This window comes from Pedobacter sp. ISL-64 (assembly GCF_018613605.1).
In the GTDB taxonomy this organism is placed as follows: domain Bacteria; phylum Bacteroidota; class Bacteroidia; order Sphingobacteriales; family Sphingobacteriaceae; genus Pedobacter.
This window is the reverse complement of record NZ_JAGGPU010000020.1, coordinates 312,109-337,882: the sequence shown is the minus strand read 5'-3', so window position 1 is coordinate 337,882 and position 25,774 is coordinate 312,109. Positions and strand designations below refer to the sequence as shown.

Here is a 25,774-nt window from a genome sequence, read left to right as displayed (position 1 = left end):
ACAGTCGCGTGGTACTAGCCATCCGAAGCCTCAAAAGCAAACATACTGTTCTTTGTTCTTCCTAATAACTCCTTTCAATATTGTTTAAGCTTTAAGGCGAAAGGTTTGAGGCAAAAGGTGAATACCTTCTACCTTCATACCCTCCAGGCTTCTACCTCAATAAAATATTCAGGTGCCTATATCGGTGGTGTCCACCTCTTCCCATTCCGAACAGAGAAGTTAAGCCCACCAGAGCCGATGGTACTGCGGTAACACGTGGGAGAGTAGGTCGGTGCCAGATCTTAAAAAGAAACCCCTTGACGATGAGTCGAGGGGTTTTCTTGGTTTAAAGGCATTTTATAGTCTATGCCTATCTTGTTTTCACCATCAAGGAGTGAAGATGGATCAAGCAAAAAAGTTGGGGGATGGAGGTATTTTTGGATTGGGGAATAGGAAAACAGCGTTAGTAGTGCTTGGCTACTGTAGTCCCGCCTTCCACTTTACTTCGCTTCGTGTTCGTTCTAGTCAGGTTTAAACAACAAGGACAGTGGTTTTTGGTGGGATTTCAGCCTGAAAATTGGTTCAAGGTTTAGTCCATTTTCTTCTTAACATCCAGCCTCCGGGCTTTCGGACCTCTCTTTACAAGCCCAGGTCAATAGCCCCTACAGCAGCGAAATCCTTTTGGCTTGAGGTTCATGAGCGGTATAGACCGAGTTTCCAAAAGATTGGAGCGTATGGAGGGACTGCCATTGTTCGTAGCACTACCATTGCGCTGCAAATTAATATTAACTTCCCCAACTTTTACGCTTGATCCGTGAAGATGGGTTAAGGGCCTTTTCCAATATGATCTTCTTGATGTCCTTAATCCCTTAGTGGTGAAAGGAATTGTAACAGCGGTTATTTCTGCCATTAAGGGGTTAAGAAAAGTTAAGGTAGGATTATCTAACTGAACCCCATAGCCCTGATGGAAGTGGGCACGGAGCCAAATCTTCATTGGTGGAGTAAAACGAACAGCAGGACGGGACCCAACCTAAATATTACTGCTTTGCGCTCTAACAACCTCGAAATGAACGTCTCAAATTTTAAGTCTTGTTTGTATGCCTGTAACTCTAAATGGTTATTTCTACCATTAAGCAGTTAAGGTAGGATTATCTAACCGAACCCAATAGCCCTGATGGAAGTGGGCACGGAGCCAAATCTTCATTGGCGGAGTAAAACGTACAGCAGGACGGGACCCAACCTACATGTTACTGCCAGTGCGCTCCAAAAACCTCAAAATGAACGGCTCTGATTTTAAGTCTTGTTTACTTACCTGTAACTCTCAATGGTTATTTCTACCATTAAGCAGTTAAGATAGTTAAGTTTCTGGATACAGGCCCATCCCCATAGCCCTGATGGAAGTGGGCGCGGAGCCAATTCTTCATTGGCGGAGTAAAACGGCAGGACGGAACCCGACCTACGTTTTACTGCTACTGCGCTCCAAATAATAAACCCATTTGTGTTAATGTTGATAATTTCAATCATATTTAAAACTGATTTGATGCTAAATATGTTAATATCATAAGGTTTGCCACAATATTTGGTTATCTTTGTTTTTAACAAAAATATAAGTATAAGTAATGAGTTTTTTTGCAGATAAAAGAAGGGAAGTAATGTTGCATATCGAAAAATATATGCTGGAGTCGATGGGAACTTATTTGAAACCAATCGATACCAACTGGCAGCCTTCTGATTTTTTACCAGATTCTACTAGTGAAACATTTTATCAAGATGTCAGAATTTTGAGGGATAACGCAAAAGATCTTTCTTACGATTTAGTGGCCGTTTTAATTGGCGATACCATTACTGAAGAAGCTTTACCAACATACGAATCGTGGTTAGCCATGGTCGATGGACATAGTAGGGATGAAGAAGGTGGCTGGATGAAATGGGTTCGCCATTGGACTGCTGAAGAAAATCGTCATGGTGATTTGCTAAATAAATATTTATACCTATCAGGCCGTGTTGATATGCGCCAAATGGAAATCTCCACACAGTATCTTATCGCTGATGGTTTCGATATTGGTACCGGCCACGATCCATACCGTAACTTTATCTACACTTCTTTTCAAGAATTGGCTACCAATGTATCGCACAGAAGGGTAGCTTCTTTGGCTAAAAAGGACGGTGATACCTTATTGTCTAAAATGTGTGGGGTAATTGCATCAGACGAGGCCAGACACGCAAAAGCTTATAAAGATTTCATGAACCGTATTTTTGAGGTTGATCCTAACGAAGCAATGTTGGCTTTTGAAGATATGATGCGTAAGAAAATTGTAATGCCAGCCCATTTCTTACGTGAGGTAGGTTTGAAAATTGGCCAAACATTTGGTCACTTTACAGATGCCGCACAACGTTTAGGGGTATATACTGCAATTGATTACGTTGAAATTATGCAACAGCTGATTGAAGACTGGAAAATTGAAGGTATGCGTGATTTAAATGAAGCTGGTGAAAAAGCGCGCGATTATATTATGGCTTTACCTTCACGTTTATTACGTGTTGCCGAGCGAATGAAAAACCCTACTATAGATTATAAATTTAGCTGGATTGCTGGTTAGATATTTGATCTTTAGTTTAAATTATATGAGCCCTTATCGATTGATAAGGGCTTTTTTTATTACATGTTTCTTCTGTATTGGCCGCCAACTTCGTAAAGTGCATTACTAATCTGTCCTAGTGAACAAACCTTACAGATCTCCATGAGCTGTTCGAAGATGTTGTCGCCGGCAATAGCCGATTTTTGAAGTTGTTTCAAGAGATCTGGAGAACGATCTGCATTACGGTCCTGAAATTTATGCAATGCCGAAATCTGATATTGTTTTTCATCTTCTGTAGCACGGATAACTTCACCAGGAACAATAGTAGGAGAACCATTTTTATTTAAAAAGGTATTTACACCAACTATAGGATATTCGCCAGTATGTTTTAGTGTTTCGTAGTAAAGACTTTCTTCCTGGATTTTTCCACGCTGATACATTGTTTCCATGGCACCCAACACCCCACCACGATCGTTGATGCTTTTAAATTCGGCAAGAACAGCATCTTCTACCAGATCGGTTAATTCTTCGATGATAAATGCACCTTGTAAAGGATTTTCATTCTTCGCCAAGCCCAGTTCTCTGTTAATGATCAATTGAATGGCCATGGCTCTCCTAACAGATTCTTCTGTAGGCGTTGTAATGGCTTCATCGTAAGCATTAGTATGTAACGAATTACAGTTGTCGTAAATGGCATAAAGGGCCTGTAAAGTGGTGCGGATATCATTAAAATCGATTTCCTGTGCATGTAACGAACGGCCAGAAGTTTGGATATGGTATTTAAGTTTCTGCGAGCGGTCATTTCCCTTGTATTTATTCTTGATGGCTTTGGCCCAGATTCTTCTGGCTACGCGACCGATAACGGCGTATTCCGGATCGATTCCATTGGAGAAGAAGAAAGACAGGTTAGGGGCAAAATCATCAATGTGCATGCCTCTGCTCAAATAATATTCTACAAAGGTAAATCCATTGCTTAAAGTAAAGGCAAGTTGCGAAATTGGATTAGCACCTGCTTCGGCAATGTGATAGCCCGAAATAGATACGGAATAGAAATTCCTTACTTTTTCATCGATGAAATACTTTTGGATATCGCCCATCATCCTTAAGGCAAATTCGGTAGAAAATATACAGGTATTCTGTGCCTGATCTTCCTTTAAAATATCGGCCTGAACGGTTCCCCTAACTGAGCTGATAGCTTTAGCCCTGATCCTGGCATAAATATCGGCAGGTAAAACCTGATCTCCTGTAAGGCCCAAAAGCATTAAACCCAAGCCATTGTTTCCCTCTGGTAAAGCTCCGCTATAGGTTGGCCGCGGTATCTTTTTAGCTTTATAGATTGAATCAATTTTAGCCTCAGTATCTTTTGTAAGGTCATTTTCGATAATGTATTTTTCGCATTGTTGATCGATTGCTGCATTCATGAAAAAGCCTAACAACATCGGAGCTGGGCCGTTAATGGTCATGGATACAGAGGTTGATGGCGCACAAAGATCAAAACCCGAATAGAGTTTTTTAGCATCATCCAAAGTGGCAATACTTACACCCGAGTTTCCGATTTTGCCATAAATATCGGGACGAATGTGCGGATCTTCTCCATAAAGGGTAACAGAATCAAAGGCAGTAGATAAACGGTGCGCAGGTTGACCTAAAGAAACATAGTGAAAACGTTTGTTAGTTCTTTCAGGACCACCTTCTCCTGCAAACATCCGTGTCGGGTCTTCGCCTTCTCTTTTTAACGGGAATACACCTGCCGCATATGGAAATTCGCCTGGAAGGTTTTCGGTTAACAACCACCTTAAAATATCGCCCCAATCTTCATATCTCGGTAGTGAAACTTTAGGGATATTCAGCTTTGAAAGTGATTCGTAAAATAAAGGTTGTTTAATCTCTTTATCGCGGACTTTATAGATGAAAAACTCTTCTTTGTAAGCTCTTTTGGTATCTGGCCATTGGCGCAATAAACGCCTGCATTCGCCGTCTAATTGTTCTTCGAAGAAAGCGTATGTTGCATTTAAGTTTTTTAACACCCCGTCTTGCGAAGACCCTTGTAGGAGGGGGGAATTAATATCACCAGCTAAATCTATTACACCTTTCAACTGGTACATTTTCCGGGCAATGGTAGCCTGTTTATCTACCCATTCGTTATACGTTTGGCTAGCTTCGGCAATTTCTGCCAAATAACGGATGCGATCAGGGGGTATGATGTAAATTTTCTCTGATTGATCGGAGGTGAGTTCCATTTTGGCTTTGAAATCCGTTCCGGTTTTTACCCTGATCTGCTCCATTAAGGCAACAAATAGGTTATTCATGCCCGGATCATTAAATTGTGATGCCATAGTTCCATAAACTGGAATTTCGTCATCCTTCGCATCAAAAATATTGTGGTTGCGCTTGTATTGTTTGCGCACATCTCTCAGTGCATCTAATGCACCTCTCTTATCAAATTTGTTAATGGCTACCAGATCAGCGAAATCTAGCATGTCGATTTTCTCCAACTGTGTAGCTGCACCAAATTCTGGGGTCATTACGTATAGGGAAACATCACAGTGTTCGGTAATTTCGGTATCTGATTGGCCAATGCCTGAGGTTTCTACAATAATTAAATCGTAACCAGCGGCTTTGCAGATATCGATACTTTCCTGAACGTTTTTGGATAGTGCAAGGTTGGCCTGTCTGGTGGCTAAAGAACGCATGTAAACCCTCGGGTTATTGATGGCATTCATCCGGATACGATCGCCCAATAAAGCGCCACCGGTTTTTCTTTTGGAAGGATCGACAGAGATAATCGCTAAGGTTTTATCTTTCACTTCTACCAGGAAACGGCGGACAAGCTCATCTACCAGTGATGATTTTCCGGCTCCGCCCGTTCCGGTGATGCCTAAAATAGGAGCGGTGTTGTTTTTGGATAGTTTTTTTAATTCATCTACAAATTTTTGTGCGCCTTCGGGATCATTTTCTGCAACGGTAATGGCCCCAGCAATGGCTTTAATATCTTTTGTAGGAATGGTTTCGAGCTCGTTAGTAATGCTGGCTTTGGTGATGAAATCGGTTTGGATCAGCATATCATTGATCATGCCCTGCAAACCCATCTTACGACCATCATCTGGAGAGTAGATTTTAGAAATTCCATAAGACTGTAGTTCCTCTATCTCTGAAGGCAAGATTACGCCACCGCCACCTGCAAATATTTTAATATGGCCTGATCCTCTTTCTTGCAAGAGATCGTACATGTATTTAAAGTATTCAATGTGTCCGCCTTGATAAGAAGTCATTGCAATGCCCTGAACATCTTCCTGAATGGCACAGTTTACCACTTCATCAACCGACCTGTTGTGGCCAAGATGGATCACTTCAGCCCCTGAAGATTGGAGGATACGGCGCATAATATTAATGGTTGCATCGTGTCCATCAAAAAGGGAAGCGGCGGTTACGAAACGGATTTTATTTTTAGGCTTATATATTTCTACTTGTTGCATACGATAGGATTTAAAGGATCAGTGTGCTCAAACGACCAATCCTTGTCCAAATATATTTGGTATGCAAATGTACTAAAATAAGGAGTTTAAATAGCGAATACCCTATACCATTACGGCTTTTGGTTCAGCTATAAATCCTGCCCGAATTGCAGTAAATAACCGTTATTATCGTAAATGGCAAACTCCCTCATACCATAGTCAAAATCTTCTAACGGATAACAGATTTCACATCGATCTTTTGAACTTTCCGATAATGCTGCTACCTCGTTTGCTTTGATGTGAAGTGAACCGCTCATGATCGATTTAGGGATATTGCGATGCGCGTTTGAGGTACAGAATATGATTTCTATATCATCTTTGCGAAGGGTTAACTAACTCCGGTCATCAAGTTTTACATTACAAGTTTTTAATGTTGCTTGCATATCATGCGATTCGAGCATTGGTGTAAGTTGTTGCGGTGTAATTTGACTTCAACTAAAATAGTTAAAATAGGAAATTTTCGCAAGTTACCGTCATTTCGAGAGATAATTTATTGCATAAAAATCATTATGGATGACAGAGGAATTTAAAGGAGATGAATCTCCTCCAATTGTCGTCATTGTGAGGCACGAAGCAATCTTAATGCGCTCGCTATTAGCGATAGTTGTAGGATTGCTTCGTCGTTCTTCCTCGCAATGACGATACTTTTTAAGGACCTATCACTGTTGCATTAAAACAAAAAAACTATGCTGTTAAGCATAGTTTTTTTGTTTTATTTATTGGTAATCTCTGTAATCGGTTCTCCAACATTACCATTTGGCATTTGAATATGTAGCAAAGCCGCTAAGGTTGGTGCAATATCAGTCATGTAATGTGTTTTATTGGATGCTCCAGCTTTGATTCCCCAGCCCATAAAAACCAATGGAATGTGCGAATCGTATGGGTTCCAGTTTCCGTGTGTGGTACCTGTGCTGCCACCGTTAAACCAGTTTGGTTGTAAAACATAATAGATATCGCCGCTTCTGCGCGCATTGTATCCATTGGTAATCATCTTTTTCTGGATTTCCTGAAGCGTGCTTTGCGATATCTTAGCAATATCTACTGCATTTTGGAAACCGTCTAATCTTTTTAAGAATTCTACAGATGCTGATTTAATTACATCGAAACTCACATCACCTTTATCTGTTTTATCATGATCGAAAATGATCTGGTTATTCATCGATCTTAAAACAACATTGTTTACTTTAAATTTGTCATTTAAATATGAGTTTAATTTGTTTGCAATATCACGGTCACTCACTACGCCCGAAGGTAATTTGTTCTCTTGCATAAAGCCCGGTACATGAGCAGCACCATGATCGGCAGTTAAAAATATGGTATAGTTTCCTTTACCTACTTTTTTATCCAGGTAGTTAAAGAACTCTTCGAAATCTTTGTCTAAACGTAAATAGGTATCTTCTGCTTCTACCGAGTTCGGACCATAAGCATGACCAACATAATCAGTAGATGAGCAGCTCACCGCTAAGAAATCGGTAATATTATCTTGTCCTAAATCTTCAGAAAGGATCGCTAATTTGGCAAGATCTAAAGTGATGGTATTGCCATAAGGTGTACTTCTGATGGCATCGAAATTTTTATCAATATTTTGGGTGAGCTGATGAGGGAATGTACTCGCTTTGCCTTCGTATGCTTTCTCATCTGCTGTGCTATTAACATAGGTATTCATTGGATACAATGTTTCCCAGTTTTTTGCATAGAACTTGTTTGCCAATTTCAATTTATTGTAATCGGCAATCCATGTTGGCACTTCTTTCATGTAATAAGTACTGGTAATCCAGTTTCCTGTGCTACCCTGATACCAATATGCTGCATTTGCCGCGTGGCCAGCAGGAAGGATCGAACCCCTGTCTTTTAATGAAATACCAATTACTTTACCTCTAAAATTTGTAGCTAGCCTCAGTTCATCGGTAATTGTAGTGGTTAGCATATTTTTTGGCGACATATTTCCTTCAGAAGATGGGGTACTGCCTACAGTTGATACAGAAGAATCCTCTGTACAGTACACATTCTTTTTGGTTTCAGGATCGTACCAATCGTTACCAATAATGCCATGAACTGCCGGAACAGAACCTGTATAAATGCAGGTATGGCCACAGGCCGTATAAGTTGGTGTATAAGGAATAAAAGTATTTTCTACAGAAAAACCTTCATTAATTAATCTTTTAAAGCCACCATTGGTATAGCGGTTATAGTAGCGATATAAATAATCCCAACGCATTTGATCAACCACTAAGCCAACCACCAATTTAGGGCGGGCCACCTCGGCAGGGAATGCTTTAGGTTGTGTTGTGGAAGGTTTTTTAGTTTGGGCTGAAGTGAGTGCGATCGAAAAAATAGAAATGGAAAAGATTAGACAGGATATTTTCTTCATTGTGTTTTAGTTAAACGGCTAAAGTAATAAATTTAAGTAAAGCTACTTTGAAGTTTATGTAAAGATTTAGAAACTAATGAAATTACGCGCAAACGTTTGCCTTATCGATATAAGTCAAAAAGAGGGTAATTGGCTAATATCTTAAGTTTGAAGTATAAAAATCATTTAAATCGCACTAGATATCTCATTTTTAGTGCGTTAAAGTAATTGTTTCAAGCCAAAAAGACCACTCAATCGTTTGCGTAGATAAAAAATAATACCAGCATAGTTTTATGAGTAGTTTTAATAATCAATTATAATTACTAATACCTAACCTAAAAAACTATGAAACCATTTACTACTTTTTCCTGGTCGTTACCAGCTTGGATTATCCTGTTATTTAGTATTCTGTCTTGTCAGAAAAACATTATTGCTGAAAATCCCCAATTATCAATGCCCAAAATGAGTTCGGCAAATACAGCCCTTATAAGCGGAGAAAATGCTGCTCCGTCAGAACATCTCTATTTTTCTTTTCCTTCTGATGCTATTGCTAAACTACATAAAATAAAAATTACACAATCTGCCTATGCCGAATATTTTTCTGTACATAATTATTCGGGTGGCTATGCAGGCTTGCAACAAACACCTGATAATTCTTTTGGAACACCAAATATCCTGATATCGTCATTATGGGATCCAAATACTTCAGGCGGGATCTATTCTGAAGTGGCTTATACTGGAGCCGAAACCATAAGCAGTAGATTTGGAGGAGAAGGTGATGGATATAAAACAATTAATCCATACCAATGGACGCTTAATACCTGGTATAATATAGCCTTAAGGGCATGGAAACGCGATGGAAAGCTATATATCGGCACTTTTATCCAAAATCAATCGAGTGGCGTTTGGTTTCATACCAGTACATTGGCTATTCCTGAGCGGACTACCTTTCTAGGTTCGGGTAACGATGCGTTTTTAGAAAACTGGGTTGGAACTAATCCTGATTATGATGGAAGGTATGTTAGAAAAGCATTTTTTAAGGACTGTTGGAACTTAAGTACAAGCAATACATGGGAAAAACATACCAGTAGAAGTTTTAGTGCCAATGCTGGAGATGAAGGTAGAAACGGGATTTACGATAGGGCTTTTAATTCAGGTTATGATACAACTGAAGATGCCTATTTTATGGAACATGGAGGAAATACCCAACCTAGTGCCGGTTTTGGTACAGGACGTACATTAAGCCTTCCGGCACAGAGCAATCAGGGTACTGCACCAACATTAACCATTGGAGCGGTACAATCTGCAACGGCTGTTGCCAATGGTAATACAGTTGCGGTAAACTGGATAAATAATCAGCTAAAAAGCCCTCAGCTTTCTTCAAAAATTGAATTACTGAATTCATCCGGTGTAGTAGTTAGTACGGTTAATGAGGTATTGCCTCAAAAAAGATCTGTGACAATTTCCAACAGCTTAGGAACAGGCAGCTATTCGGTTAGAATTATCATTACAGATATTTTTAACCAGAATTCAGCGCCATTAACAGTACCGGTTACGAATGGTATTTCAGGAAATACATGGTATAAAATAAAAAATGCGTCGAGTGGACTTTACCTCGCAATAGAAAATAACAGTACAGCTAATAGTGCCTTTTTAGTTCAAAGTACCAGTGCTACCGGAAATGGTCAAAAGTGGAAATTTAACACTCAGGGAACAAGTTATGCTGTTGTTAATGCCAATAGCAATAAAGCATTGGATATTGCAGGAGGGGTAGAGGCCTTAAATGGTAATATCATTCAGTATACCATTACGAATGGCGCAAATCAAAAATGGAATTTAATTCCTGTTGGTGCTAATAAATATGTAATCCAAAGTAATCTTTCTAATCACTATATTCTTGACAATCCTGGTAGTAGTACAAGCAGTGGTACTAAGATTGTTCAATATAGTATGAATGGTAGCTCGGGATCATCGAATCAGCAATGGCTACTGGAAGCACAGTAGTTTAATATAAGCAAAGGAGATAAGTATCATTTATTTCCTTTGCTTATATCGCTTCGGCCACTACAAATGTACTTCCGCCAATAAAAACCAGATCTTTTGAATCGGCAGATTGAATAGCATTTTCTTTTGCTTCGGCAACCGATACATAACTGTTTCCAATTAAATTAAATGTAGCCGCTTGTTCTTTGAGTTCATTGGCTGCTAAACCGCGTTCTAAATCTGGTTTACAAAAATAGTAAGTTGCATTTTTAGGCATCAGTGATAAAACTTTCGAAATGTCTTTGTCGTTAACCATGCCAAAAACGATGTGCAGGTTTTGGTAAGGAGTTTGATTGATGTTTTTAATCACCTCGGCAATACCGGCTTCGTTATGGCCAGTATCGCAGATAATCAATGGGTTTTTGGCTAAGGTTTGCCAGCGTCCTTGTAAACCGGTCTGTTTTTTAACCTGGCTTATTCCTTTATAGATTGCCTGGATGTTGGTTTTAATATCCGTTTTCTCGTTCAGCACGGCTAAGGTTTCTAAAACCGTTAAAATATTTTTATGTTGATAAACTCCAGTAAGATCGCTTTGAAGGTTTTTGTATCTAATTTCACTATTCTGATAAACAGATAGGGAAAGTTTATGGTTACTGATTTTAAAATCTTTCGCGGTTAATACAGCATCGGCAAAAACAATAGGTGCAACTACCGATTTAGCCTTGTCTATAAATACCGGCGCAGATTCTTCCTGTGTTTCGCCAATAACGACTGGGATATTCTTTTTAATGATACCTGCCTTTTCGCCCGCAATTTCTGCAAGTGTATTGCCTAGCATGTTCATGTGATCAAGGCTGATATTGGTGATGACCGAAATTTGCGGGGTAATGATATTGGTTGAATCTAACCTCCCGCCTAAACCCACTTCAATTACAGCCACATCTACCTCATGTTTAGCAAAATGATCGAATGCCATGGCAACGGTAACCTCGAAAAAAGAAGGCTCAGTTTTTTCGATCAATTTTTGCTGCTCTTTTACGAACAATACGACTTCAGTTTTGCTCATCATTTTTCCGTTGATGCGGATGCGCTCGCGGAAATCTTTTAAATGGGGAGAAGTGTACAATCCTGTTTTATATCCCTGTGCCTGCAATACCGAAGCCAACATGTGTGAAGTGGATCCTTTTCCATTGGTACCTGCCACATGGATACTTTTAAATTTATCCTGTGGATTATCCAAAGCCTCACAAAGAATAATGGTATTGGTTAAATCTTTTTTGAAAGCAGACGCGCCAATACGGGTAAACATGGGGAGTTTACTGTATAAAAAATCAAGCGTTTGTTGGTAGTTCATAATATGCGTCAAATATAAGTTGACTGGAGTTATTATGGAACGAAATGTTAAAGAATCTTCCGAAGTTTTAGTATGATGGACTGTAGAGGCACAGACTATGAAGATAATACTTAGTGATAGGCGTTTGAAGCCATTTAAAATATTTATTTTTAAACAATAATCTCGCTATATTCGCCGATCATTTAACGTTCTCATATAGTGATTAATAAATTTAGTCTAATCCTTTTCGTGCTCTTAGCTTGTTTTTTCAAACTTGCTGCACAATCTTTTTATGTAAGCTCATCAATTAATCCAATGTATTCTCCAGGTGGGAGTTATATTTATAAAGTAGAAATTACTTCCGAGGGGATAAAATCCACTAAAATTGCAGATTGCGCACCAGGCGATCAGTATTTTTCGATAGCCATGAATAAAAACAATTTATTTTGGTTGAATAGTTCTCAAATCTATGTTGCAGACGTAAAAGAAAACAATATTGAAAATTGCAGGCTCCTGTTTCCAAGTATGACTTATTCAAATTCGTTGACATTAGGTTATGACAATAAATTATATTATTGCTCTAGCTTTTTATTTGGCACAGATATTATTACCGGAAAGACAGAGATTTTAGGACCACTTAATTATTTTCCGACAGGCGATATTTGTTTTTACAAAAAGGAACTTTATATGGCTGCCAGTCAGGGAATAGTAAAGGTAAATCTTAAAGAACCCAATAAAAGTACGCTTCATATTCCTTTGCCTTATAATATCTTGCTTTATGGAATTGTAAGTGTCTCAACTGGTGTTAGGAAAAATACGGTTTATGGCTTACAATATTTAGGCACACAAACCAATATTATTGAGTTCGATATAGAAAACAAAAAAATGATTGGTGTGGTCGGAACACTTCCATATACAGTTCTTGATGCAGCCAGTATAGTTGAAGATGGTAGCATTATAGGAATAGAACTGGAGAAAGTGGACATTATCCAGGATTGCATTTCGGGTAATACTGCCAGCATAGATATTATTACTGCGCCTCATATTGAAGATTTTACTTATACTTTAAATGGTGTAACCAATACAACAGGTAAATTTATTGGTTTATCCAAAGGTCACTATACGCTTACAATCAGTTCTGCATCTGATTCCTATACTACAACAGTTGATGTTCCAGAGGTTAATTTGATAAAACCAGTTTATAATTGGCAGATCAAGAATCAACTTTGTGAAACACTGGGCGAAATTACTTTTAGCACTCCCGAACAGAACAGTGGCTATCAGATCAAGTATGATGGAAAGTTATATCCGTTGAACAGTATCTTTTCTAATTTAATAAGTGGTAATACGAATCACTTTGAAATTGTAAATAAATATGGATGCAAGGTTGATGAACAGGATCTTGTTGTCGGACGTGATAAATGTAAAATCCAATTCGATAGGGCTGAAGTAAAACAACAATGTGATGTTTTTCACAAAGGAATAATTAGTATTTTAACAAAACCACATGTAGCAGCTTATACTTATACCTTAAATAATGATTTAAGCAATACCACCGGAATATTCAAAGATTTAATTCCCGGGCCTTATCATATTAAAATTATTTCGGATGAAGATGAATTAGAAACCGATATAATTGTGCCAGATTACAAGCAACTACAACCAGAATTTTCTTTTGCTAAAATAAATCCAGCTTGTGCCGCTAAAGGAAATATTCAATTTAATGCTTTTGCCGGTAGTAATGATTATAGAATAAAATTTAAAAATGATGTTTTGCCCTATGATCATCAATTCACTAACTTGGAGATAGGTAACTATCATTTTGTTGTGCTGAATAAAGAGAGCTGTTTAATTGATGAGTTTGATGTAGAATTGGTTTACGAACCTTGTCCAGTTATTATCAATAGTGTTGAGATGCTTGCTGAATGTAATGTTCTTGGAAAAGGCTTTATAAAAGTTAATTGCCCACCAATTCCAGAAACCTATACATTTACACTTAATAATTCAGCGTCAAATAATACAGGTGTTTTTAATATGCTTGATCCCGGTAGTTACACAATTGAGGTTAAAGCATCTGGTGGTGCGCCAGCAGCATATAGGACTATTGAAGTACCTGATTATTCTTTAACTAAACCGCTTACAAAGATTAATACTAAGAATCCTGCTTGCGATCTGAAGGGAGAAATATCATTTTCAATAGGTAGTAATTCATCTGATTATAATGTGAAATATAAAGGACTAGTTTATCCGGGCAACCATATTTTTTCAGATTTAATTGAAGGAGATTACAGTTTTACCATTTTAAAGCTTAATGGCTGTATTGTTGATGAATTAAATAAAAAGCTAGTATACGAACCCTGTCCAATTGTTATCAACAGTATCGAGATGCTTGCCGAATGTAATGTTCTTGGAAAAGGCTTTATAAAAGTTAATTGTCCACCAATTCCAGAAACCTATACATTCACACTTAATAATTCAATATCAAATAATACCGGTGTTTTTAATATGCTTAGTCCGGGTAGCTACGATATTGAAGTAAAAGCATCTGGTGGTGCACCAGCAGAATATCGAACTGTTGTGGTTCCAGATTATTCGTTAACGAAACCCCATTCGATTGTTAACACTAAAAATCCTGTTTGCGATTTAACTGGGGAAATCTCATTTTCTATCGGTAACCGCTCGGCTGATTATAACATCAAGTATAATGGAGTAGTTTATCCAGGTAATTACATTTTTTCGGGTTTATACGAAGGTAAATACACCTTTTCGATACTCAAACCTAATGGCTGTATTGTTGATGAGTTAAATGTTTCTTTAGAAACAGAAGCCTGTAACGACATTTCATTTCCGAATGCTTTCAGCCCCAATTCGGATAATATAAATGATGATTTTAAAGCGAAAGAGGGAAGTAGGGCTTTTAATTTTCAGATGCAGATTTTCGATAGAAGGGGAGTAGTTATCTTTTCTTCAAATAAATTATATGACGCTTGGAATGGAAATTACCAGGGGCAGCCAGTCCCTGTAGGAGTCTATTTTTGGGTGGCATCGTTTACAACTCAGGAAAATAAAAGAATAATTAAAAAGGGATCGGTTACCTTGATTCGATAGCTCGTTAAACTATGTTGATTAATTATTTAAGCGAGTAATTTGTTAGGGTGTTGGATATGCTGTTAGATGTTACCATCTGACCGATAATCAGGTTATAATTGGTAATAATTGTTTGTCAAAAATTTTGAGGAGATAAGTCTGCTGTCAGATAGTAATATCTGACAGCAATATAAAGATCTTGAAATAAATTACCTTCGGTGAGCTCGCTTAAGGTTCGGTTTACTTCGTAGCTTTTCGTTGCGCTACAGGTCAGGGTGATGTTAATAATAAAAAATGGTCTGTGAAGACGCAGACCATGATTTTTTTTATTTCACTTTAAAATTGAACATTACAATCCCGGTTTGTACATCGGGAGCTGATTCTAATTTGTTTAAGCTCGCACCTAATACTGCCTGTTCACATTTCCGCCAAAGTGCTAAATCAGATAGGGTAGTGCCTTTTGCACCTGCCCGGGCCTGAACCACTTTACCATTTTTATCTACGCGGATTTGAACGGCAATTTTTCCTGCACTTTGTCCATCATCCTGAATTCTAGGGATATCGATGAATTTTCTACTGGCTAATGATAACTGTACATTGCCATTTCCAGAACCACCTTCTCCATAATTTGATGCCAATGGATCGCCATCTTTATCACCTTGGTTTCCTGGTGTTTTTCCAGTTCCATCTCCCTGACCCTGACCAGTATTTTTTTTGCCTTTGTAAAGTGCGTTTTGATTAATCACCGGTTTAGACGGCTTATCTTCAGTTACCGGAGTTGGTGCTGCAGTAGTCGGTTTTGTAGGTTTGGTATTTACGGCAATGGCATCTTCCGTATTTTGTGTCTGAATTTCCTTTTCAGTATTTTCGGTAGCGGTAGTTGGGGTTACTTTTTCTTCCGGCGTTACCTTATCAGGCGCTTTACCATTGGCATTTGGATCTGCTGATGGTTCTTCAATGCTGGTATAATCATCGCCCATTCCTTCTGCAGAAGTTCCATAATTTACAACCATACCCCCCATACCCACTTCTTCAGGTGGCTGGAACGAGCCAATCACAATAAAAAAGCTGATCAATAATAAAAAGCCCATAATTCCGCTTGCTATGGCAATGGCCTTAGGGTAATTATTTTCCTCGTTAGGTACGTTTTGTGCTTTGTAGTTCATTATTTTTTAGGCTCAACGGCTACAACAAGTTTTAATTTCAATTTATTGGCAATATCGTTTACCACAAATCCATCCTGATAAGTCACATTACGCGATACATATAAAAGAATGGTCATATCTGGTGCCAATTTTTGGTATGATGCCAATGTTGGCTCTAATTCTTCAATGCTAACTGGTTTCTTTTCAACGAAATATTTTAAATTTTCGTCTATCGTAACGGTAACTGCTTTCTTGGCGGTCGATTGCTGTCCGCTTGATGATTGTGGCAACAACAATTTAACCACGGTAGGATTTACCACGGCAGAGGCCAATAAGAAAAACAGCATCAGGAAGAACATAATATCGTTCAACGCTGAAGTATGTACTTCTACCGATCCTTTTGTTCTTTTGCGTAAATTCATTATTTGCCTGGTTCTTCTAGTAAATCAATAAAATCAATTGCATCGGTTTCCATTTTAAGGATGATTTTTTCGACCATAATGTTTAAAATGTGATACAGCACGTAAGCGATAATACCGATAATCAGTCCTGTTGCAGAAGTAATCATTTTGGTATATAAACCACCAGAGATGGTCCCGATTTCAATCGCACCTTTTATAGATACCTGGTGGAAAATGGTAATTACCCCCACAATTGTACCTACGAAACCAAGCATTGGTGCAATACCTGCAACAATACCCAATATACTGATGTTCTTCTCTAATTTAGAAACCTCTAATTTACCAACATTTTCAATCGCACCTTCAATATCTTTAATGGGGCGGCCAATGCGTTTTAAACCTTTTTGCAACATGCGCGAAAGGGGAGAGTTATTATTTCTTAAAAGCGACATTGCGCCCTCTAAATTTCCAGATTGGATATATGACCTGATCTGACCCATTAGGTTCGATTCGTCTTTGGTTGCTTTTTTAATAGTTAAATAACGTTCAAAGAAAATAACTAAGGCTAACAATGCTAAAAATGCCAATGGAACCATTACCCAGCCGCCTTTAAAAAGCAGATCGATAAAATGTAGTTCTGGCTGTGGTTGTGTTACTGCTTGGTTAACCGCATTTGCTGTGTCTTGTAATGCTTGTGTGGTGTCCTGAATTAATAAAGTTATCATTATGGTTGTGTGTTGTTAGATTTTTGTTGTACGAAATATCCTTTTCCCTTTAGTTTTTTCTGTAAAATATCTTTCTGTTCTTTAGCTTCCTTTTCAGTTGTGAAACTCGCTATACTTACCTTTTTTAAACGGCCGGGTAATTTTGCGATTTCGGCATTTAAACCGATTTTTTCCATTTGTTTAATAAACACAAGTGCTTTTTTCTCTGATTGAAAAGATGCTGCAATAACGTAAAACGTAGAAGGACCGGTGTTTGGTACAATTTTATTTTCTTTTGGAGCTTCTACAGCGGGTTTTGTCGCTGCTTTTTTAACCGTATCTGCTTTTTTCTGAACCTGATTGGCTTTTAAAATGCTATCTGTTTTGGCTATAGAATCCCGTTTTGCTTTTAGGGTATCAACAACAACCTTCGGCGAATCGACAATTACTTGTGCCGGTTTTACTGCTTGAGGTGTTTCACCAGTAAATAATTCTGGTTTAACCAAATAGGTTATCGCTGCAATAACAGCCAAAGCTAACACTGCAATTGTAATCATCAACCAGGTGGACATACCTTGTCGCGTTTCGTCTCCATGTTCAATTGGATCGTGACCAAAACGGTTAGGATGCTCTGCATGTTGCTCTTTTATAAATGCGGGAGCTTCAATTACAGGTTCTTCTTTTTTAGCTTCGTCTTCTAAATTGATGTATGTTTTAGGCTCCTCCGTTTCCGACCTAAGCGAGAAACGGCTCGAAGGTTCGGTTTGCGGGACAACTGTTTCTGGTGCCTTCACGGTATTGATTTCTTCGGGTGCTGAGGCATTTTCTTTAGCAATTACTTCGTCTTGTGCATCGTCAGATTCAGGCGTTTCAATAGCGGGTTGTTCAACAGCGATATTTTCTACTTCCGACTCTGGCGTGTGACCAAAACGGTCTGGATGCTCTTCATGCTGTGCAACAACTGATTCAGGAACTTCTACAGCTTCAGGTTCGGCATTAGTATTTTCTACCTCTTCTTTAGGTGTATTTTCAGCAGTATTTGCTTCATCTTGTGCTTCAGCAGATTCAGGTGTTTCAATTGCCTGATGTTCGGCGGCGATATTTTCTACTTCCGATTCTGGTGTATGACCAAAACGGTTAGGATGTTCTTCATGCTGTTCCTTAATAAATTCTGGTGCTTCAACAATTTCTTCTGAAGAAGTTTCTGAATGTTTTAAAGTGTTTTTAAGATCATCTTTAACTTCATCCAATTCTACATTTTCGATTACAGGAGCCTGGTATGATTTATTCTCAAATGGTGATGGTACCACCGGTGCTTCAGCAATTTCGTCGTAAACTTCTTCCTCTTGTTGAGGTGAACCAGTTTTTATTTCCTCAATTACGTTTTCTGCCAATGATGGAAGTCCGTAAAATTCAGAACCATAGTTCATATTTTTAACCGGTTCGAAACCTAATCCCTGTTCGGTAAAAAATAAGCGGCCAGTATTTTGAAGTTCGGCCTCATGGTCTAATTCTAATTTTTGATTTACTTGTTCAACAAACTGGGCAATGTGATTGCGGGCATCATCGTTGGTGCTGTTTGTTTTAGCTGAAATAAAGTTGGCTAAAGCGTCTTCTTCTGTTACTTCCGCTGAAAATTGCAGCGTATATCCAGGAGGCAAAAACGTTTGTTTTTCCTTATCGTATCTTCCTGGGTATTTCTTTTTATAAAAGGTGCCCAAGCCGGTAATACCAACTTCTTTGCGTTGCTGCAAGAGTTCTAACAGGTATGATAAGATATCCATTCGGGTAAAATTAAGCGTTTAAAATTAAAAATTATATTCTACCTTCAAATAGTGTCTAGAGGTGCTATTATACACCCTACTCCAAATAAGGGACAAAAACGAGTACAGTTTTGTTATTTTAATCATGAAAAAATCATAGTTTTTTTAACCTATATCTGTATCCGTGCAAAGATAACGGTTACAAAGATAGAAATGGTATGCTAGTAAGCAAATGGCTAAATCGATATAATATCGATTTGCACGTAAAGCTTCAGCTATAGAAACGGTTCAACATTGAAAAGCGTATGCTGAAAACGAAGAGGGAAGTTTTAAAATGGACGGTGAGGACACCGTCCATGGAGTTTTCTTAGTTGTGGGTGGAAATACCCACAACTAAGAATTTAAAGATTATAAAGAAACCCTACGGACAAGGAACGGTAGTAGACCAATCAGTACTCTCCATGTTAAGCAAATTTGCGGTGTGGCCATGGCCGGTTGCATCTGCAATGGTGGTTCCAGTACCTTCGTCGAATTTCCAATATGCCTCTAAGTTAGTGCTTGTGACACTTACACTGCATTTATTGGCCGAAATTGTCGACTGTGCCAATGCCGATTTCCAAACCCGCATTTCATCAAACTGACCGTTAAAACCTCTGTTGGCATCCCAGCTTCTCGAAATCTGAAATGTACCGTTAGCAGCAATAGTACCAGCTGCGCTCATGCTGGCATCTAAAGTGCCATTGATGTAGATTTTCATGGTCGAGCCATCGTATGTTGCCGCGATATGATACCAGGTATTTGCGCTTAGCACTGTAGCGGAGTTTAGCTTTTTAGGCGTTGCACCACCTGTGTTCAATACAAACTGCACTTTATTGTTGGCTAGAGAAGCATCACCCAAACGAAGTAAAGCCACATTGGCGTCGCTCACTTCAATCCCCATAATGGTGGAGATATTTGGAGCAGTTGCTTTAAAAGCAGCTGGTTTAATCCATGCTTCGTAAGTTAAGCTGTTGCCTGCGAGATTGAAAGTATTCGAATTTAAGTATTCATTAGTGCCGTCGAAAACCAATGAGCGGTTTCCGGCTGGCGTTGGTGTACCTCCATTACCATCAATACAGTTTGGTTTTACAGCAGTTGCAGCGCCATACAATACATTAGACATAGCCGATAATTTAGTTTGTGAGTTGTTGGCTACGTTATAAACCATGGCGCTGGCCAAACCATTATTTTTTACGTAAGTGGCTACAACTGCCTGATCGCTATTGCCTAAATCGGTACCTAAACCCAATTTACTTTTTGGTACACCAGCATTAATGTATGGCTGTAAACGGCCGGCATAATCTGTTGAGAAGTAAGTTTGCTCAAATACATAATCTAAAATATCGCCCAGTTTTTGGTTGTTATAAGTAGAATTAAAATAATTGGCCTGATTAAATGCAGCCATGGTAATGAGCTTGTCGGCACCCATGCGTGCCCGTAGTGCAGCAGCGGCCAGCACCAACGAGCCATCATTTGCGGTACAGGCAGAATACTCATCATCAATATCAATTCCATCTAAACCATATTGTTGTACGGCGTTGGCACATTGAACGGCAAAAGCATCGGCCTGTGCGTAAGTGGTAAAGCAACCCCAGCCTGCATTCTGATGGTTTCCAAGTACATCGAGTACTACTTTTATGCCTAATGATTTAAGGTAAGCTACCTTGCCCGAATTTAAGGTTTCTTGCACCTGTGGATTGAAATACAAAGTTGGTACGCCATTTACCGAATTGATATTAGCAGCAAAAATAACAGAAACGCCAAATAACTGACTAGTTGAAGTGCCGTAGGTGTAGCAACCCGGATTTACGAAATTGTTGCTGTTTACTTCTACATAGGCGGTCATGAATGGACCAGTTAAGGCCAGGGCGGAGGCATTGGTAGCAGCTCTGGCAGTACCTTTGGTGCTCAAAGTGTTGTCTTCTTTTTTAGAATTGGCTTTTTTACAAGCATACAACAGGGCGAAAGCTGTTAACAGCAATACACCGAAAACGGTTAGTTTTCTCATAGGTTTAAAAATTTTGGTTAGAAATTGGTTTGATATAAAAAAGGTAGGACAACTTTCGTTATCCTACCCGATGGTATTGTGTGTTAGAAGTTCGCTTTATTCACGTCCCACCATAGTCTGGTGCCACCGTTATCAGGGCCACCAAGCAAGGTTACGGCTTTACGTACCTCATCTTTATTTCCATTGCCGTATTCTGCTGTTGGATATGGCAATCTGCGAATCTGCAATTGGGTATTGATTGTGCCGCCGCTATTGTTGTTGGCTACTGTAAACAGTTTTGGGTAACCTGTTCTGCGGAAATCAGCCCAGGCCTCAGCTCCGTCAGGAAAAATAGCTAACCATTTTTGCGTAATAATCCGTTCTAATTTTACTTCGTTAGATGCAGCCCCATCCCATTTAATGGTAATGGTGCTTACTGCGACTGCATTGTTAGCTGGGTTTTTCGGATCTACATAAGCTGTTGGTTTGCTTACCGCATCGGCCAGGTAGCCACCAATACTAGCGTTCCATTGTTGCATTGATGTAGTTATACCTGTTTCATAATTACTTTGTGCATCTCCTGCACCCGCCCAACCGCGTAAAGCCGCTTCAGCTTTTAAAAACCAAACTTCAGCAGCCGTCATTAATATTTGTGGTGCTTTTTGTCCGATAGGTGATTTTGAATTATCTGGTACAAAAGCATTTAAACTCGAATAGGTTTTGTACCCAGCTTTGCCCAAACCGTTAAAAGAAGTATTCGCTCCCGATCTGATTCCTACATACTGTCCTGCAAAAAGAGGATCGGTAGCTGGTGTACAGTATATCGATAAACGTGGATCGGAATAACCAACCAGGTACGATTGTAATGCTGCGCCCATTGCATTATCGCCATCGTAATTTACGGTTACATTCCAAAGGTCGTTATTTCTGTTTCCCGATTGTGCAACAGCCGCATTATCGCTTGGTACAGCCATTAATCCACCTGTTGCAGCCATTGCTTTTTCTGCCTGCAACTTTGCCGTAGCCGGATCAACTTTAACAATGCGCATGGCTAAACGTAACCTTAGCGAATTTGCTAATTTAAGCCATTTTGTAACGTCTCCTCCATAAACCAGATCGCCAGAATCGTAGTAGGCTTTTTTGCCAGGATTTGCTGTGATAAAAGCCTGCAGATTATTTGCTGCTGTATCAATCTGTTTAAAAAATTCGGTATAAACCGTTTTTTGGTCATCGTAAGCTTGCGAAATTAATGATTTACCTGCCTGAGTGTAAGGAATCGGGCCAAACTTATCGGTTACCCTATCCATCGCAATTACCTGTACTAAAAGCGATATACCCCACGATTCTGGCGCAGTTGTTTTTAAAGGCGATATGGCAATTTTAGAAATTGGCGCCATAACATTGGTATACTGATCGTTAAAACCGGTTTCATTCCAGCCATTATTAAGCGAATAGTTCATATTATTAATACCACCGCCAAATGGTGTTGGAGCCATCATGTACCCACTAAAAGCATCGGAACTTAAATTCTGTGCAATTTGGTAGTTAGAAAATATATTTTGTTGAATAGGGCCAATTGCTGATCGCAATAAGGCTAAACTCTGCTCGGTAGTCGGTAAATTATCGTTGGTGTTAAAACTTTCAAAGTTCTTTTTACAGCCTTGGTTTAGGCCACCAACGGCTAAAAGTAAAACTAAAGACAAGCCTTTAATTTTATGTTGAGATGAATGATATATGGATTTCATGTTTGTTCGGATTAAAATAAAACATTAAGGTTAAAACCAAAGCTTCTGGTAACCGGTTGGTTAAAAACATCTATTCCTGATAAGCCGTTACCGGTAGACATGGTAACCTCCGGGTCGTAAGGTGCTTTTTTATAGAAATAGAAGAGGTTCCTACCAATTAATGAGAGGCGCATGCTTTTAAATGTTCCTTTTAAAGGTAAATTATAACCTATTGAAGCTTCGCGCAGGCGCACCACAGTAGCGCTATACACATACTCGCCAGTTACACCGTTTCTGTCACCTAAGAAAGAATAATAGCTTTGTGGGTTAATGGTCGCCGAAACTGCTTTTCCGCTGGCATCTACACCATCAATTTTAACACCGCCCTGCGCTCTTGCATCACCCGATGCTTTTGAAGCTCCTGCCTGGTCCATTAATGCTTCGGTTAGCGAAAGTACCTTGCCCCCAAACTTACCATCTACTAGGAAGCTTAAGCTAAAATCTTTGTAATTGAAACTGTTGTTCCAACCCAACTGAAATTTAGGGTTTGCATTTGCAATTAGGCTATAATCTGCACTTTTAACCGGAAAGTATGGGTTTGCAGCAGTTCCATCACCATTTAGTATGATACGGCCATTTGCATCTCTTTGTAAGGTGTAGCCATAAATATCACCATAAGATCCTCCTGCAGCTATACGCGAGATATATGCATTGTTTCCGCCACCTGTTAAATCGATCGAATTTAAACCTTGCGCCGCCGCTACATCAATAATTTTGTTTCTGTTCAACGATCCGTTAATGGATGTATTCCAGTTAAGGCCATCGCCTTTTAATACATCAGCCCCTAAAGTAAATTGTATGCCCTGATTTTGAACATCACCTGCATTTAAGTAGCCTGTTGCAACAAGTCCAGAAGGAGCTGGCTTAACAGGAATGTATTGGTTTTTGGTGTTTGTTTTATAATAGGTAAAGCTAAAATTTAAACGGTTGGCTAGAAAACGCATATCAGTACCAATCTCGAAAGATTTTGTTCTCTCTGGTTTTAACTCAGCAAATGCCCTGTTGGTGTTGATGGTAAGTGCACCACCATTACCCAAAGTATTTTGGATAAAGGTTAAGTATGCTGGCACGGTGTTACCGACTTCTGCATAAGTACCTCTTATTTTGGCATAAGTAATCGCCTCTGGCAATTTAACCATTTGCGATACGATGAATGACAAACCTACGGATGGATAAAAATAAGAAACATTTGGGGTGAATGACAGGTTTGAAGACCAGTCGTTTCTACCTGTTAAAGTTAAAAATGCCCAATCTTTATAGGATAAGTTCGCGTTTGCAAATACGGCTTGCAATTGGCTGTGGAAAGCATCATTTGCTTTTGTGGTGTTCAATACATCAGAGGTATAGGTGCCTGCTGTTGCCACAATGGTATTATTTGCTGTAAATAAATCAACTGCACTCAAATCGCCTGCTAAAGATAAGCCCGTCGTTTTCTGATCGTTAATGCTACCGCCAATTAATCCATTAATTTTAAAGTCAGAATCTTTCATCGGCACCGTAACGTTTAATATCGCATCGGCATATTTCTGAATGTAAGTTTGAGTATTCTGAGATAAGTATCCTCTACCGTTTGAGTTAAAGTTTCCGTTTATGCCAGAATAACGTCTGTTTTCGAAATCATCTGTAGTACGGTCTATATTTCCCCTTACCTGAAGATTTAACCATGGCGTAAACTCATATTTAACATTTCCACTTAATAAAAAGCGGTTTCTGATAGCGGTATTCGGATTAAGGTTGGTTAAAAACCATGGGTTCTGGTTAATATCTGCAGAACCACCTAACCAGTTCTGGCGCGCAGTACCTACATTTCCTGATAACAAATAATTGTCTTTGTACGGTGTAATATCAACTCCTCTTGGAAAAAGATAGAGACCAACCAACGGGTTGTTGTATAATCCAATTGATGGACTATTGTTTATACGTTGGTTAATGTAACTTACATTTCCATCAACTGTTAATTTGTTGTTTAAAAACTTGGCTGTTTCGCGCAGGTTAATATTATGTCTGTTTAACTTGTTGCCTTCCTGTATACCACTTGCATAAGTATTGGCATAAGAAAAATAAGTTTGGGCAATTTCCGATCCGCCAGAAAAATTGATCGAATTGGTCGCATTTGTCCCGGTTTGGAAAAACTGATCGAGGTTATCAGTAGTGTTGTTAATTGCTGGTCCCCAGCTGTCTCTGGTTGCGGTAGATGCAGGGCCATAACTGTTTTGAAATTCGGGTTTGTATGCAATTTTATCAAAAGTTAAACTCGACGAAAAACCGATCTGTGTTTTGCCGGCTTTGCCTTGTTTGGTTGTGATTAAGATAACACCATTCTGTGCCTGGCTACCATAAAGGGCTGCAGCGGATGCGCCTTCCAGCACGGTTAAACTTTCGATATCATCGGGGTTTAAGTTCGATATACCATCGCCACCATCCTGACCGCCACCAAAAACACTATTCTGCTGTGCATTGGCGTTACCATTATTGCTGATTGGTACGCCGTCAATTACATATAAGGGCTGGTTGTTCCCGCTCACCGAACGGCTACCCCTTAATATTACTTTGGCCGAACCTCCAACACCCGAAGAACTCGGACTAATCGTCATTCCGGCAACTTTACCATTTAACGAATTTACCAGGTTAGGACTTTTTACTTTATTCAATTCCTCTCCCGATACTTGTTGGGTGGTATAAGTCAAAGATTTCTCTGATCTTTTTACTCCTAGTGCTGTTACCACTACGGTTTCAAGGTTTTTAGAGTCAGGGGTTAAAGTTATATCAATGGTAGTTTGCGTACCTACAGTAGCTTCTTTGCTCTGGTAGCCGATAAACGAGAACACCAAAACATCGCCCGTTTTAGCCGTTATGCTATATTGGCCTGAAGTATTGGTTTGTGTGCCGCCCTGTGCGCCTTTTATAGTAATGGTTACACCCGGTAAGGTAGCGCCTGTTTCGTCTTTTACGGTTCCTTTAATCACATCCTGATAAACAGCATGGAAAGAAACTGCACGATTAAAATGATCGATTGGTGCAGCTGCATACAAACCTGTGGATGCATAGAGCAATAAACAGGTGAGCTGTAAAGATTTTTTCATATTCATTATGAATAATTTTGAATAAGTATTTGGTTAATTGTT

General features: G+C 39.1%; 15 protein-coding genes and 1 rRNA gene. 4 read left to right on the top strand and 12 right to left on the bottom strand.

The genetic code is table 11. From position 1 onward, the window contains the following. Positions 1–168 precede the first annotated feature (168 nt). Positions 169–280, top strand: a 5S ribosomal RNA gene (gene rrf, locus J7E57_RS22620). A gap of 1,007 nt (positions 281–1,287) precedes the next feature. Here rrf and J7E57_RS22615 read toward each other — a convergent pair. Continuing rightward, a complete protein-coding gene (locus tag J7E57_RS22615; protein WP_215130659.1) occupies positions 1,288–1,503 on the bottom strand; it encodes a hypothetical protein in 216 nt (71 codons plus the stop codon). 95 nt (positions 1,504–1,598) lie between these two features. Between J7E57_RS22615 and J7E57_RS22610 the strand changes: the two genes are divergently transcribed. Further along, positions 1,599–2,579, top strand: a complete 981-nt coding sequence (locus J7E57_RS22610; RefSeq protein ID WP_215130661.1) for an acyl-ACP desaturase — start codon at positions 1,599–1,601, stop codon at positions 2,577–2,579. A 59-nt stretch (positions 2,580–2,638) separates the two neighbouring features. On the opposite strand, the gene J7E57_RS22605 is transcribed toward J7E57_RS22610, so the two are convergent. The 3 genes from J7E57_RS22605 to pafA all read right to left on the bottom strand — a co-directional run bounded on the left by J7E57_RS22605 (position 2,639) and on the right by pafA (position 8,444). After that, positions 2,639–6,034 carry a methylmalonyl-CoA mutase family protein gene (locus J7E57_RS22605; RefSeq protein ID WP_215130663.1) on the bottom strand — a complete coding sequence of 1,132 codons (3,396 nt, stop codon included), beginning with the start codon at positions 6,032–6,034 and terminating at the stop codon, positions 2,639–2,641. Positions 6,035–6,162: 128 nt separating this feature from the next. Next, positions 6,163–6,330, bottom strand: a complete 168-nt coding sequence (locus tag J7E57_RS22600; protein WP_215130665.1) for a hypothetical protein — start codon at positions 6,328–6,330, stop codon at positions 6,163–6,165. A 455-nt stretch (positions 6,331–6,785) separates the two neighbouring features. Beyond that, a complete protein-coding gene (gene pafA / locus J7E57_RS22595) occupies positions 6,786–8,444 on the bottom strand; it encodes an alkaline phosphatase PafA (protein WP_215130667.1) in 1,659 nt (552 codons plus the stop codon). 324 nt (positions 8,445–8,768) lie between these two features. Between pafA and J7E57_RS22590 the strand changes: the two genes are divergently transcribed. Then, on the top strand, positions 8,769–10,427 hold the full coding sequence (locus J7E57_RS22590; RefSeq protein ID WP_215130669.1) for a DUF3472 domain-containing protein: 1,659 nt from the start codon (positions 8,769–8,771) through the stop codon (positions 10,425–10,427). A gap of 43 nt (positions 10,428–10,470) precedes the next feature. Here the strand turns inward: J7E57_RS22590 and J7E57_RS22585 are convergent, their stop codons facing one another. Continuing rightward, entirely contained in the window at positions 10,471–11,760 is a 1,290-nt protein-coding gene (locus J7E57_RS22585; RefSeq protein WP_215130671.1) for a bifunctional folylpolyglutamate synthase/dihydrofolate synthase, read from the bottom strand. Between the two features lie 405 nt (positions 11,761–12,165). On the opposite strand from J7E57_RS22585, the gene J7E57_RS22580 reads away from it, so the two are divergent. After that, entirely contained in the window at positions 12,166–14,847 is a 2,682-nt protein-coding gene (locus J7E57_RS22580; RefSeq protein WP_215130673.1) for a gliding motility-associated C-terminal domain-containing protein, read from the top strand. Between the two features lie 305 nt (positions 14,848–15,152). Here J7E57_RS22580 and J7E57_RS22575 read toward each other — a convergent pair whose 3' ends face one another. The 7 genes from J7E57_RS22575 to J7E57_RS22545 form a co-directional block, all read right to left on the bottom strand. Beyond that, the gene (locus J7E57_RS22575; RefSeq protein WP_215130675.1) at positions 15,153–15,992 is read right to left on the bottom strand and encodes an energy transducer TonB; all 840 of its coding nucleotides are present in this window, start codon (positions 15,990–15,992) and stop codon (positions 15,153–15,155) included. Further along, on the bottom strand, positions 15,992–16,393 hold the full coding sequence (locus J7E57_RS22570) for an ExbD/TolR family protein (RefSeq protein ID WP_025144642.1): 402 nt from the start codon (positions 16,391–16,393) through the stop codon (positions 15,992–15,994). Before J7E57_RS22570 ends, J7E57_RS22575 begins: the two co-directional genes overlap by 1 nt. Continuing rightward, positions 16,393–17,097 (bottom strand): MotA/TolQ/ExbB proton channel family protein, encoded by a 705-nt coding sequence (locus tag J7E57_RS22565; protein WP_029279915.1) that lies wholly within the window; start codon positions 17,095–17,097, stop codon positions 16,393–16,395. The genes J7E57_RS22570 and J7E57_RS22565 overlap by 1 nt, the downstream gene beginning before the upstream one ends. Then, positions 17,097–18,860, bottom strand: coding sequence for a hypothetical protein (locus tag J7E57_RS22560; RefSeq protein ID WP_215130677.1), 1,764 nt, complete (start codon positions 18,858–18,860; stop codon positions 17,097–17,099). Before J7E57_RS22560 ends, J7E57_RS22565 begins: the two co-directional genes overlap by 1 nt. A gap of 400 nt (positions 18,861–19,260) precedes the next feature. Further along, positions 19,261–20,886 (bottom strand): LamG-like jellyroll fold domain-containing protein, encoded by a 1,626-nt coding sequence (locus J7E57_RS22555; RefSeq protein WP_215130679.1) that lies wholly within the window; start codon positions 20,884–20,886, stop codon positions 19,261–19,263. Between the two features lie 83 nt (positions 20,887–20,969). Beyond that, complete coding sequence (locus tag J7E57_RS22550; protein WP_215130681.1) at positions 20,970–22,610, bottom strand: SusD/RagB family nutrient-binding outer membrane lipoprotein; 1,641 nt, start codon at positions 22,608–22,610, stop codon at positions 20,970–20,972. A gap of 11 nt (positions 22,611–22,621) precedes the next feature. Next, on the bottom strand, positions 22,622–25,732 hold the full coding sequence (locus tag J7E57_RS22545) for a SusC/RagA family TonB-linked outer membrane protein (RefSeq protein WP_215130683.1): 3,111 nt from the start codon (positions 25,730–25,732) through the stop codon (positions 22,622–22,624). Between the last annotated feature and the right edge of the window lie 42 nt (positions 25,733–25,774).

Bases quoted from the DNA above. Each gene is read 5' to 3' on its own strand.
- J7E57_RS22615 (WP_215130659.1), bottom strand. From the start codon at position 1,503: ATGATTGAAATTATCAACATTAACACAAATGGGTTTATTATTTGGAGC.
- J7E57_RS22580 (WP_215130673.1), top strand. From the start codon at position 12,166: ATGAATAAAAACAATTTATTTTGGTTGAATAGTTCTCAAATCTATGTT.
- J7E57_RS22570 (WP_025144642.1), bottom strand. From the start codon at position 16,393: ATGAATTTACGCAAAAGAACAAAAGGATCGGTAGAAGTACATACTTCA.
- J7E57_RS22565 (WP_029279915.1), bottom strand. From the start codon at position 17,097: ATGATAACTTTATTAATTCAGGACACCACACAAGCATTACAAGACACA.
- J7E57_RS22610 (WP_215130661.1), top strand. From the start codon at position 1,599: ATGAGTTTTTTTGCAGATAAAAGAAGGGAAGTAATGTTGCATATCGAA.
- J7E57_RS22590 (WP_215130669.1), top strand. From the start codon at position 8,769: ATGAAACCATTTACTACTTTTTCCTGGTCGTTACCAGCTTGGATTATC.
- J7E57_RS22600 (WP_215130665.1), bottom strand. From the start codon at position 6,330: ATGAGCGGTTCACTTCACATCAAAGCAAACGAGGTAGCAGCATTATCG.
- J7E57_RS22585 (WP_215130671.1), bottom strand. From the start codon at position 11,760: ATGAACTACCAACAAACGCTTGATTTTTTATACAGTAAACTCCCCATG.
- J7E57_RS22555 (WP_215130679.1), bottom strand. From the start codon at position 20,886: ATGAGAAAACTAACCGTTTTCGGTGTATTGCTGTTAACAGCTTTCGCC.
- J7E57_RS22560 (WP_215130677.1), bottom strand. From the start codon at position 18,860: ATGGATATCTTATCATACCTGTTAGAACTCTTGCAGCAACGCAAAGAA.
- J7E57_RS22550 (WP_215130681.1), bottom strand. From the start codon at position 22,610: ATGAAATCCATATATCATTCATCTCAACATAAAATTAAAGGCTTGTCT.
- J7E57_RS22605 (WP_215130663.1), bottom strand. From the start codon at position 6,034: ATGCAACAAGTAGAAATATATAAGCCTAAAAATAAAATCCGTTTCGTA.
- J7E57_RS22545 (WP_215130683.1), bottom strand. From the start codon at position 25,732: ATGAAAAAATCTTTACAGCTCACCTGTTTATTGCTCTATGCATCCACA.
- pafA (WP_215130667.1), bottom strand. From the start codon at position 8,444: ATGAAGAAAATATCCTGTCTAATCTTTTCCATTTCTATTTTTTCGATC.
- J7E57_RS22575 (WP_215130675.1), bottom strand. From the start codon at position 15,992: ATGAACTACAAAGCACAAAACGTACCTAACGAGGAAAATAATTACCCT.